Source organism: Streptococcus sp. SS-4456, from assembly GCF_036680365.1.
In the GTDB taxonomy this organism is placed as follows: Bacteria; Bacillota; Bacilli; order Lactobacillales; family Streptococcaceae; genus Streptococcus.
Genome location: NZ_JAVIHI010000119.1, coordinates 1 through 275, shown reverse-complemented (window position 1 = coordinate 275; position 275 = coordinate 1). Strand labels below are relative to the sequence as shown.

Below are 275 nucleotides of genomic sequence, written 5' to 3'. Positions count from 1 at the left end.
TACGAGTTGACACCAAAAGTAAGCCCAATCACTCCAACTGATCCAGGTAAACCAGGTGAACCAATCGATCCGAACAATCCAGATGGTCCAAAATGGCCAACTGATAAGGGTGTTGATGATGTGACCCGTACGATCAGCCGTACCGTTACTTATGTGAAAGCAGAAGGTGGCGAAGCAGCTCCAGGCTCAAGCAACTCAGTTACATTTGAGCGTTCAGGTGAAATCAACCACGTTACAGGTGAAGTGACATGGCAAGCATGGACAGCTAAGGACGG

Annotated in this window: 1 protein-coding gene; it reads left to right on the top strand. The window is 48.4% G+C overall.

Features of this window, described 5'->3' with window-relative positions; translation table 11 throughout:
- A partial coding sequence (locus tag RFK25_RS11660) for a mucin-binding protein (RefSeq protein WP_332413570.1) occupies nt 1-275 on the top strand: 275 nt, incomplete at both ends.